The 11,011-nt window shown below is 68.4% G+C and carries 11 protein-coding genes; all 11 read left to right on the top strand.

Annotation, left to right across the window (positions count from 1 at the left end; translation table 11 throughout):
• Positions 1-122: 122 nt before the first annotated feature.
• From gspE to gspD, 11 genes are read left to right on the top strand one after another with little or no spacing between them, the layout of a single operon-like run.
• Positions 123-1,844 (top strand): type II secretion system ATPase GspE, encoded by a 1,722-nt coding sequence (gspE, locus tag AC13GI_RS13360; RefSeq protein ID WP_099820353.1) that lies wholly within the window; start codon positions 123-125, stop codon positions 1,842-1,844.
• Between the two features lie 24 nt (positions 1,845-1,868).
• On the top strand, positions 1,869-3,089 hold the full coding sequence (gene xpsF, locus AC13GI_RS13365; protein ID WP_089238681.1) for a type II secretion system protein XpsF: 1,221 nt from the start codon (positions 1,869-1,871) through the stop codon (positions 3,087-3,089).
• Positions 3,090-3,138: 49 nt separating this feature from the next.
• Complete coding sequence (gene gspG, locus AC13GI_RS13370; RefSeq protein WP_032951922.1) at positions 3,139-3,582, top strand: type II secretion system major pseudopilin GspG; 444 nt, start codon at positions 3,139-3,141, stop codon at positions 3,580-3,582.
• A 6-nt stretch (positions 3,583-3,588) separates the two neighbouring features.
• Positions 3,589-4,083, top strand: coding sequence for a type II secretion system protein XpsH (gene xpsH, locus AC13GI_RS13375; protein ID WP_482996548.1), 495 nt, complete (start codon positions 3,589-3,591; stop codon positions 4,081-4,083).
• The gene (gene xpsI, locus AC13GI_RS13380; RefSeq protein ID WP_380652898.1) at positions 4,080-4,499 is read left to right on the top strand and encodes a type II secretion system protein XpsI; all 420 of its coding nucleotides are present in this window, start codon (positions 4,080-4,082) and stop codon (positions 4,497-4,499) included. The genes xpsH and xpsI overlap by 4 nt, the downstream gene beginning before the upstream one ends.
• Entirely contained in the window at positions 4,496-5,128 is a 633-nt protein-coding gene (locus tag AC13GI_RS13385; RefSeq protein ID WP_482996549.1) for a type II secretion system protein J, read from the top strand. The genes xpsI and AC13GI_RS13385 overlap by 4 nt, the downstream gene beginning before the upstream one ends.
• Positions 5,125-5,988 (top strand): type II secretion system minor pseudopilin, encoded by an 864-nt coding sequence (locus AC13GI_RS13390; protein ID WP_482996550.1) that lies wholly within the window; start codon positions 5,125-5,127, stop codon positions 5,986-5,988. Before AC13GI_RS13385 ends, AC13GI_RS13390 begins: the two co-directional genes overlap by 4 nt.
• Complete coding sequence (locus AC13GI_RS13395) at positions 5,985-7,154, top strand: PilN domain-containing protein (RefSeq protein ID WP_380652907.1); 1,170 nt, start codon at positions 5,985-5,987, stop codon at positions 7,152-7,154. The genes AC13GI_RS13390 and AC13GI_RS13395 overlap by 4 nt, the downstream gene beginning before the upstream one ends.
• Positions 7,129-7,848 (top strand): type II secretion system protein GspM, encoded by a 720-nt coding sequence (gene gspM / locus AC13GI_RS13400; RefSeq protein ID WP_099820347.1) that lies wholly within the window; start codon positions 7,129-7,131, stop codon positions 7,846-7,848. The genes AC13GI_RS13395 and gspM overlap by 26 nt, the downstream gene beginning before the upstream one ends.
• Complete coding sequence (locus AC13GI_RS13405) at positions 7,838-8,626, top strand: general secretion pathway protein GspN (RefSeq protein WP_099820346.1); 789 nt, start codon at positions 7,838-7,840, stop codon at positions 8,624-8,626. Before gspM ends, AC13GI_RS13405 begins: the two co-directional genes overlap by 11 nt.
• A gap of 9 nt (positions 8,627-8,635) precedes the next feature.
• Positions 8,636-10,849, top strand: a complete 2,214-nt coding sequence (gspD, locus tag AC13GI_RS13410) for a type II secretion system secretin GspD (RefSeq protein WP_482996551.1) — start codon at positions 8,636-8,638, stop codon at positions 10,847-10,849.
• Positions 10,850-11,011: the final 162 nt, after the last annotated feature.

The following is an 11,011-nucleotide window of genomic DNA, read 5'->3' on the forward strand; positions in this document are numbered from 1 at the left end:
TAAATGAATAAGCGCGGCCCGTCACCTGTGTGACGGGCTTCGTCTTTTTACGAAAGAGGAATCGGAGCGGGTGGAAACCACGGCTTAACTGCTAAAGTCGGGACGATCGACAGGAGAGTCACGTGAACGCGCTCGCTGCCACCGCCATCGACGACACTGAAGGCCGCATCCTCGATGCGCTGCTGGCACGTGGTCGGCTCAAGGAAGGAGATCTGGCGCGTGCGCGGCCGCTGCATGCCGAGTCCGGTGGCAGCCTGCTTGGCCTGCTGGTACGGCTGGGACTGGTGTCCGAACGTGACCAGGCGCAGGCCAGCGCCGATGTGCTGGGCCTGCCGCTGCTGGAAGGACGGCAGCTGCCTGAATCGCCGCCGCAGGCACTGGCCGAAGGCCTGCCGCTGTCGCTGCGCTTCCTGAAACAGTTCCATGTATGCCCGCTGGCGCTGGATGAACACGGCGTGCAGCTGTGGCTGGCCGACGCCCACGATCCTTATCCGCAGCAGGCCGTGCAGTTGGCACTGGGTGTGCCGGTCACACCGCTGCTGGGCATGCGCGCGGAGATCGATGATCTGGTCGAGCGCTGGTTCGGCCAAGGCCGCAGCGCGATGGGGGCGATCGTGGAAACCGCCGATGGCGAAGGCGGTGCAGTGGACGATATCGAGCACCTGCGCGATCTCGCCTCGGAAGCGCCGGTGATCCGCCTGGTCAACCTGGTGATCCAGCGCGCGGTCGAACTGCGCGCCTCGGACATCCACGTCGAGCCTTTCGAAAACCGGCTGAAAGTGCGTTACCGCGTCGATGGCGTGCTGGTCGAAGGCGAGAGCCCGCCGGCCAACCTGACTGCTGCGGTGATCAGCCGGATCAAGATCATGGCCCGGCTCAACATCGCCGAGCGCCGCCTGCCGCAGGATGGCCGCATCATGCTGCGCGTGCAGGGCAAGGAACTGGACCTGCGTGTCAGCACGGTGCCCACCGCGCATGGCGAAAGTGTGGTGATGCGTCTGCTTGATCGCGAGACGGTGGTGTTCGATTTCCACCGGCTGGGCTTCACCGATGCCTTCCTGCCGCAGTTCCGCAAGGTACTGGAACAGCCGCACGGCATCCTGCTGGTGACCGGGCCGACCGGGTCGGGCAAGACCACCACGCTGTACACCGCGCTGAGCCAGCTCAACACCGCCGACGTCAAGATCATCACCGTTGAAGATCCGGTCGAATACCAGATCGAAGGCATCAACCAGATCCAGGCCAAGCCGCAGATCGGGCTGGATTTCGCCAATGCCCTGCGCAGCATCGTGCGCCAGGATCCGGACATCATCATGATCGGCGAAATGCGCGACCTGGAAACCGCGCGCATCGCGATCCAGTCGGCATTGACCGGCCACCTGGTGCTGTCCACGCTGCATACCAACAATGCCGCGGGCGGCATCACCCGCCTGCTCGACATGGGCGTGGAAGACTATCTGCTCACCTCCACCATCAACGGCATCCTCGCCCAGCGCCTGGTGCGCCGGCTGGAGCCGACCCACGCCGAGCGCTACGAAGCCTCGCCGGAAGAGATCGAGCGCTTCGACCTGCGTCGCCTGCAGCCGCAGGGAACGATCCACCTGTACCGGCCGAAGCCGTCGGCACTGGCGCCGACCGGCTACCTGGGGCGCACCACCATCATGGAATTCCTGGTGATGAACGACGCGCTGCGGCGTGCGGTGATGCGTCGTGATGGCATGGGCGAGATCGAACGCATCGCCCGTGAAGCCGGCATGCGCACCATGTACGAGGACGGCCTGAGCAAGGCCCTGAGCGGGCAGACGACCCTTGAGGAAGTCCTGCGCGTGACCGAGGAAGGCTGATGCGCGCGCAGGGACGACGCTGACATGCCGAACTACCGTTACAAGGCGCTCAATACGCACGGCGAGATCTTCGACGGACAGATGGAAGCGGCCAGCGAGGCCGAGCTGGTCGCGCGCCTGCAGGACCAGGGCCATCTGCCGATGGAAACGCAGCTGGCCGACGGCGGGGCGGTTGGCGGCAGCAGCCTGCGCGGCCTGTTCCGCCAGCGTCCGCTGCAGGGCGCGGCACTGCTGCAGTTCACCCAGCAGCTGGCGACGCTGCTCGGTGCCGGTCAACCGTTGGACCGCGCGCTGTCGATCCTGCTCAGCCTGCCCGAAGACGAGCGCTCGCGCCGCGCGATCACCGACATCCGCGACGTGGTGCGCGGTGGCGCGCCGCTGTCGACCGCGCTGGAACGCCAGCACGGCCTGTTCTCGCGCCTGTACGTGAACATGGTGCGCGCTGGCGAAGCCGGTGGCAGCCTGCACGACACGTTGCAGCGCCTGGCCGATTACCTCGAACGCAGCCGTGCGCTGCAGGGCAAGGTGATCAACGCGCTGGTCTACCCGGCGATCCTGCTGGTGGTGGTGGGCGGCGCGCTGCTGTTCCTGCTGGGCTATGTGGTGCCGCAATTCGCACAGATGTATGAAAGCCTGGACGTGGCGTTGCCGTGGTTCACCAACCTGGTGCTGCAGCTGGGCCTGTTCGTACGCGACTGGTGGGTGCTGCTGCTGGTGGTGCCGGGCGTGCTGCTGCTGTTGTTCGAACGCAAAGCGCGGCAGCCCGCGTTCCGGCTGGCGCTGGATGGCTGGCTGCTGCAGCGCCGCGGCATCGGCCGCCTGCTGGGCGAACTGGAAACCGCGCGGCTGGCGCGCACCCTGGGGACACTGCTGCGCAACGGCGTGCCGCTGCTGGCGGCGCTGGGCATCGCCCGCAACGTACTCGGCAACCGCGCGCTGGCGGCCGATCTGGAAACCGCCGCCGACGAGGTCAAGAACGGCACCGGCCTGTCGCTGGCGCTGTCGCGTGGCAAGCGCTTTCCCCGGTTGGCGCTGCAGATGATCCAGGTCGGCGAGGAGTCCGGCGCGCTCGATACCATGCTGCTGAAAGCGGCTGATACTTTCGAACAGGACAGTGCCCGCCGCATCGACCGCCTGCTGGCGGCGATGGTGCCGGCGATCACCCTGGTGCTGGCCTCGGTGGTCGGCGCGGTGATCGTGGCCGTGCTGGTGCCGTTGTACGACCTCACCAACGCCATCGGCTGACGATGGCCTCCTTCGCAACCCCGACATCCCGTACCTGAAAGGACCGACCATGATTGCTTCCCGTCGACCGATCCGCCTTTCCTTCACTGCCGCACGCCACCAGTCGGGCATGAGCCTGCTGGAGATCATCATCGTCATCGTGCTGATCGGCGCGGTGCTGACCCTGGTCGCCAGCCGCGTGCTCGGCGGCGCCGACCGTGGCAAGGCCAACATCGCCAAGGCGCAGGTGCAGACCGTTGCCTCCAAGGTCGACAACTACCAGATCGACACCGGCAAGCTGCCTGCCTCGCTCAATGACCTGGTGACCGCACCGGCCGGCGTCGGTGGCTGGCTGGGCCCGTATGCCAAGCCCGCCGACCTCAACGACCCGTGGGGCCACGCGCTGGAGTACCGCGCACCGGGCGAAGGCCAGGCGTATGAGCTGATCAGCCTGGGCAAGGACGGCAAGGCCGGCGGCAGCAGCGTCGACGCTGACATCCGCTACCAGCCGTAAGCACGCATGCTGCTTTTCCTGCCGCGCCGGGTGTCCCGCCCGCGCCTGCACGGCAGGCGCGCGACGGGCCTGTCGCTGCTGGAAATGCTGCTGTTGATCGCGTTGATCGCGGCCATCGGCCTGATCACCGCCGCTGGCATGTCGCGCGGCTTTGCCGGCATGCAGCTGCGCAGTGCAGGCAAGGACATCGCCAACCAGCTGCGCATGGTGCGTGCGCAGGCGATTGCCCGCGGCGAGCCGCAGCGCTTCGTGATCGAACCGGCACAGCATCGCTGGCAGGGCGCCAGCCAGCGCCACGGTGAAGTGCCGGCCAAGCTGAAGGTGCAGTTCGAAGGTGCCGCGCAGCTGGCCACCGCGCCCGGCCAGGGCGTGATCGAATTCCATCCCGACGGCGGCTCCAGTGGCGGCCGCATCCGCCTGCAGCTGGAGGGCGCGGAGTGGCGCATCGATGTGGGCTGGTTGACCGGTGAAGTCCGTTCCGGACCGTGGCGGGCGCAATGAGGTCGCGCTCCCGTGGCTTCACCCTGCTTGAAGTGATCATTGCCTTCGCCTTGCTCGGGTTGGCGCTGACGCTGTTGCTGGGCAGCCTGTCCGGTGGCGCGCGCCAGGTGCGCGATGCCGAGCTGCGCACACGCGCGGTGCTGCACGCACAGTCGTTGCTGGCGGCCGCTGGGGTGGAAGCGCCACTGCAGGCCGGCAGCCAGCAGGGCGAGTGGGAGCAGGGGCGTTATCACTGGCAGCTGCAGGTGCAGCCCTGGGCCGAGCCGCGCAGTGGTGCGCTGCCCGCTGCGCAGTCGCCGGGTGCACCGTGGCTGGCGGAACTGCAGCTGCAGGTGCGCTGGGGCGACAGCGAGCGCGAGCAGTTGCGCTGGCGCAGCCTGCGTCTGTTGCCGCCCGCGCTGGAGAATGCGCGATGAGGCGCCGAGCGCGCGGCTTCACCCTGATCGAAGTCATGCTGGCCACGGTGCTGCTGGCCGGCGGCCTGGCGTTGGCGTTCGCCAGCGTGCGCTCGGCGATGGCGATCAGCCAGCGCGGTGAGCAGATTGCCGCGCAGAGCGAACGCATGCGCGCAGTGCAGGCCCTGCTGCGGCGCCAGCTCGCCAGCGCCCTGCGCAGCCCGCTGGAAGTGCCCGATCCCACCCGTGAACCGGTGTTCTTCCAGGGCGACGATCAGGGCATGACGTTCGTTGCCGATCTGCCGGGCTATCTCGGTCGCGGCGGCCCGTACCTGCATGCGCTGCAGGTGGATGGCGCAGCTGGCCACCGCCGCTTGCTGCTGGAGCTGGTACTGCTGCAGGAAGGCGAGCGCATCGAAGAGAACCCGCCGCGCCCGCCCGAAGTGCTGGCGGAGGACTTGAAGGACGTACGGCTGCGCTATCGCGGTGTCGACGCCAGCAACGGGCAGATGACCGAATGGTTGCCCCGTTGGGATGACACCCGGCGCCTGCCGTTGCTGGTGGAAGTGCAGGTCGTGCCAAGCAGGGGCACGCCTTGGCCGCCGCTGGTGGTGGCACTGCGCGCCGGCGGCAGCGGAGGCGCGCGATGAAGCGTCCACGCGGTGCCGCGCTGGTACTGGTGCTGTGGCTGATCGCGCTGATGACTGCGCTGGTCGGCGCCTTTGCGCTCAGCGCACGGGTCGAGCACCTGCAGCAGCGGGTGCTCGGTGACGATGCACGTGGCCAGGAGCGGGCGCGCGCGGGCCTGGAATACGCGCTGCTGCGGCTGCAGCCAGATCCTCAGCGTCCGCCGTGGCAGGCCGACGGCCGCGCCTATCGCTGGCAGTTCGACGACGCCCGTATCGAGATCAGGGTGCTGGACGAGAACGGCAAGATCAACCTCAACCTGGCGGATGCGGCGCTGCTGTCCGCATTCATGCAGGCACTGGGCGAGCCGGCTGAAACCGCCAGGCAGCTGGCCGGTGCGATCATCGACTGGCGCGACGAAGACAGCCTGCTGCAGCCCGGTGGCGGTGCCGAGGCGCCCGAGTACGCCGCCGCAGGCCTGCCCTATGGCCCGCGCAACAAGCGCTTTGAAACCCTGGGCGAACTGCAGCGGGTGCTGGGAATGCGCGGGTCGCTGTACGCCGCGATGCTGCCGCACCTGACGCTCTACAGCCGGCAGGCGCGCCCGGATCCACGCTTCGCCAGTGGTCCGGTGTTGACGGCAATGGGCCTGGATGCGGAACAACTGCTGGCGCAACGCGCCCAGCAGGAGCGTGACGGAGATAACGCTGCGGGTGCATCGGCGCTTGCCAGCGGCAGTGGCACCTATAGTATCGAGTCCCGCGCCACTGACGGCAGCGGACGCCTGTCGGTGCTGCAGGCGGTGGTGCGCAACGGATCGGGCGGGGTGCCCGGCCGGACCTACACAGTGCTTCGCTGGGAGCAGGGAATGGCAGCAAGATGACGGCTTGGCAGGACAGTCTGCGGCAGGTGCAGGGCCAGATCGGCCCCGGTGCCGGCCGTTTCCTGCGCTGGTGGCGGCAGTCGTTGCTGGCCTGGGTGCCGATGCGCTGGCAATGGGCGCTGGGCTGGTCGCAGACCCGCCTGCTGCTGCAGTGCGAAGACGGGCAGTTGCAGGTCTGGCGCGAAACCGGTGACGGGCTCGAGCCCGTGGCCCGTCTTCCGTGGCCGCTGCAACCGGCGGACCTTGACCGCGTGCTGGAGCCGCGCCTGCGCAGCCTGCCACGGGTGTGGCTGCTGCCCGCCGGGCAGGTCCTGCGGCGCACGCTGCGTCTGCCCGCCGCCGCCGGTGACCGCCTGCGTGCGGTAGTCGGTTACGAGATCGACCGGCAGACACCGTTCGAAGCCAGCCAGGTCACCTATGACATCCGTGAACTGGGCAGTGCCGGCGAAGGCCTGCTGCAGGTGGAGCTGGTGGCCTGGCCGCTGCGCCAGCTCGATGACTGGCGTGCGCAGATCGGCGACTGGGCTGACGCGCTGGCCGGTGTTGATGCGATCGATGCACAGGGCCGCACGCTGCAGGTCAACCTGCTGCCGCCCGCGCAGCGTCAGCAGCGGCCGGACCCGATGCGGCGCTGGAACCTGCTGCTTGCCGTAGCGGCGCTGGTGATGCTGGTGCTGGCGGCGATGCAGCTGCTGGACAACCGCCGCGCTGCTGTCGATGCACTGCGCGAAGAGGTCGAGCGCAGTGCCCGCAGCGCGCGTGGTGTCGCCAGCGAGCGCAGCCAGCTGCAGGCGTTGCTGGACGGAGCGGCGTTCCTGGAAACACAACGCAACCAACGCGCCAGTACCGTCGAAGTGTGGAACGAACTGACCCGCCGCCTGCCCGATGGCACCTACCTGGAAAAACTGGCGATCGAGAACAACAGCCTGCAGCTGATCGGTCTCAGCAGCGAAGCATCGCAGCTGGTTCCGCTGCTGCAGGACGCGCCGCAATGGCGCAAGGTGAACCTCACCGGCGTGCTGCAGGCCGATGGTGCCGCCAGTGGCCGCGACCGCTTCACCCTGACCGCCGAACTGCAGCCATTGCCTGCGGCGGCCCCTGTGCCGGCATCTGCCCCGACTGAAACCACGGAGGCGGCCCATGCCGATGCCAAGCGCACGCCGTGACCGCTGGCTGGCACTGGCACTGCTGCTGGCAGTGCTGGGCCTGGCCTACCTGCTGCTGGTGCACCCGTGGTTCACCCAGCCGCTGCGCGAGATCGACGCCGATGCCGCTGCCCTGCGCGAACGCCAGCAGCGCGTACAGGCGCAGCTGCAGCAGCAGCCACAGATCGAACAGCGGCTGCGCGCAACCCGCGACGCCCTGCAGCAGCGCCCCGGGTTCCTGCAGGAAGCCACCGCCGAAGCCGCTGCGGCCGCGCTCGGTGCGCGCCTGCAGGATGCGGTGGCGATGGCCAGCCCGGGCAACCGCAGCTGCACCATCAGCAACCGCACGCCATTGAGCGACAACCGTCGCGATGCCGCCTTCGTCCGCGTGGCGATGCAGGTGCGCCTGCGCTGTGGCGTGGCGGAACTGGCCACTGTGCTGCACAGCCTGGAGACCGGCAGCCCGCGCCTGTTCGTGGACAACCTCAACCTGATCGCGCAGCGCTTCCAGCAATCGCCGAACGAATCCGGCCTCGGCCTGGATGTGTCCTTCGAGCTGGCCGGCTACCTGCTGCCGGGTGCGGCCGCCGATTCCTCCACAGCGCCCGTGGCCACGCCGCCTGCAGCGGCGCCGGTGGTGTCGCCGCCGGCACCTGTACCGGCACCGGCGGAGCAGCCGGCTGCCGATGCGCAGGAGGTGGCCGATGAAGCTTGAGCAGATCAACCTGCGCACCGGACTGTTGCTGGCGCTGGCCGGATGGGCGGCCGCGACCTGGCTGGCCACCGGCTTCGGTCTTGGCAGCCAGCTGCCCACGGTCAGCGCAGAAGGCGACGCCCAGGCCGCGCTGCCGGCGTTGCCGGTGCTGGCGCCCGAACGCATGGCCGGCGCAGACAGCTACAGCGTGATCAGCGAACGGCCCCTGTTCGCCGAAGACCGCAAGCCACGCCCGTATCTGCTGGGCGGCAGCGAAGCCGCCGCCAGTCCCGCGCTGCGCCTGACCGGCGTGCTGCTCACCCGTGATTTCAGCATGGCCACCTTCACCACCGAGCAGGGCCGCTCGCTGCGCCTGCGCCTCAATGGTGATGCCGTCGATGGCTGGCAACTGGTCGCATTGGAACCGCGCCAGGCTACGGTGATCGGCTCCAGTGGCAGCCAGGTGCTGGAACTGGCCGTGTTCAATGGCCAGGGCGGTGAAGCACCGACAGTCCTGCGCGGGGCCAACGGCACGCCGCCTGTACCCGGCGCGGTGGTTCCGCCGCCGCCGCCACCGCCGGCGCCCAGCCAGACCCTGCCCAACCCCCGTGCCAGCGATGGCAACGTGGCGCCGGCGTCGCCTGCACCGGCTGCGGCCGCCGCACCCCCTGCCAACACCAACGGTCCCAGCGAAGCGCAGATGCAGGCCATCCGCGAACGCATCCAGGCCCGCCGCCGTCAGCTGCAGCAACAGCAGCAACAACCGTCGCCGCCCCCGGGCGATGGCACCAACCGATAGAGTGAATGCATGAATCTGCGTTTTCTTCCCTGGTCCCTTGCCCTGACGCTGCTGGTCGGCTGCAGCACCGTGTCCGCCCCGCATGTGCAACGCAACGGCAACCTGCAGCCATCGGCCAGCGCCGGTCAGGCGGCTGACGATGCGCAGACCGATGCGGCCGATCGGGTCCAAGGCGCGCCGCAGGCGGTGATCCGCCGAGGCACCGGCACCATGATCAACCGCGAGGCCGCGCGCAAGCCGTCGCCTGCGTTGCATGCGGCCAGCTCCGGCGAAGCCACCTTCAACTTCGAAGGCGAGTCGGTACACGCGGTGGTCAAGGCCATCCTCGGTGACATGCTCGGCCAGAACTACGTGATCGCCCCCGGGGTGCAGGGGACGGTGACCCTGGCCACGCCCAAGCCGGTGTCGCCGGCACAGGCACTGAACCTGCTGGAGATGGTGCTGGGCTGGAACAACGCCCGCATGGTCTACAGCGGTGGCCGCTACAACATCGTCGCCGCCGACCAGGCACTGGCCGGCACCGTGGCACCGAGCACCGCGCCCGCATCCAGCGCACGCGGCTTTGAAGTGCGCGTGGTGCCGCTGCAGTTCATCTCCGCCACCGAGATGAAGAAGGTGCTGGAGCCCTATGCGCGGCCCAATGCCATCGTCAACGTCGACAGCGGCCGCAACGTGATCACCCTGGGCGGGACGCGTGCCGAACTCGAGAACTACCTGCATACCGTCGAAATCTTCGACGTCGACTGGCTCTCGGGCATGTCGGTGGGCGTGTTCCCGATCCAGTCCGGCAAGGCCGAGCAGGTCGCGGCCGACCTGGAAAAGGTGTTCGGCGAAGAGAGCAAGACGCCCAGCGCCGGCATGTTCCGTTTCCTGCCGCTGGAAAACGCCAACGCCGTGCTGGTGATCACCCCGCAGGTGCGCTACCTGGACCAGATCCAGCAGTGGCTGGACCGCATCGATACCGCCGGTGGCAGCGTGCGCCTGTTCTCGCATGAACTGCGTTACATCAAGGCCCGCGACCTGGCAGAACGCCTCAGCGAAGCCTTCGCCAGCAGCGGCAACCGTAGCGGCGCCGGCTCGGCATCGCTGGCGCCGGGCGCCATTCCGTCGCAGCTGGGCAGCGATGGCGACCGCGGCATGGACGCCAACAACGGCAGCAGCTTCAACAACACGGTGGGTGGCAGCAGCGGCAGCAGTGGCGGCGGCAGCTCCGGTTCCCTGAACCTGCCGCAGCGCCAGTCGGGCAACGTCAGCATCAGCCTGGAAGTGGAAGGCGATCGTGTCGGCGTGTCGGCGGTGGAGGAAACCAACACGCTGCTGGTGCGTTCGACGCCGCAGGCGTGGCGCTCGATCCGCGAAGTGATCGAGAAGCTGGACGTGATGCCGCTGCAGGTGCACATCGAAGCGCAGGTGGCCGAAGTCGGGCTGACCGGCGACCTGAAGTACGGCGTGAACTGGTACTTCGACAACGCCGTGGCAGGGCGCGCGCTGACCGGTGCGCTGTCCGGGTTGTCACTGCCGGCGATGGCCGGCGGTTCCTGGAACACCTTCGCCGGCGCGGTGACCGGCACCGACGGTGCCAACTGGGCGTTCACCGGCCACAACGGCGCCGCCGTGGTCAGTGCGCTGGACAAGGTCACCGACGTGCGCCTGCTGCAGACGCCCTCGGTGTTCGTGCGCAACAACGCCGAGGCCACGCTCAACGTCGGCGACAAGGTGCCGATCAACACCACCACGGTCAACACCGGCATCGGCACCAGCAGCTACAGCTCGGTGCAGTACATCGACACCGGCGTGATCCTCAAGGTGCGCCCGCGCGTTACCCGCGACGGCACGGTGTTCCTGGATATCGTGCAGGAGATCAGCAGCGCCTCGGACGTACCGGAGAACTGCAATCCGCAGGAGCGCAACTGCAACCCGCGCATCTCCACCAAGAAGCTGGCCACCGAGGCCGCGGTGCAGAGTGGTGACACCATCATGCTGGCCGGCCTGATCACCGATTCGGCCACGGATGGCAGCAGCGGCATTCCCGGCCTGAGCCGGATTCCGGTGCTGGGTGCACTGTTCGGCCAGAAGAGCCGCACCAGCCGTCGTTCGGAAGTGATCGTGCTGCTGACCCCGACCATCGTCCGCAACGGCCAGGAAGCACGCAACCTGACCGACGAATACAGCCAGCGCTTCCGCGCGATGGAGCCGCTGAACCAGCCGGGCTCAAAGAAGTAAGGGGGTTCGGCCGGGCTGCGCCCGGCACCCGCCGAAGCCGAAGCCGAAGCAACGGCAGCAGCAACAGCAACAGCGGGTTTACTGGGGGAGGGCGGGGCACTGTGGGTTTGCGGGGACGCCGTAAATACGTCCATGTAGGCGTGGTGGGCGCCTGCAGGCGGC

It is taken from the genome of Stenotrophomonas sp. 82F1, assembly GCF_056861525.1.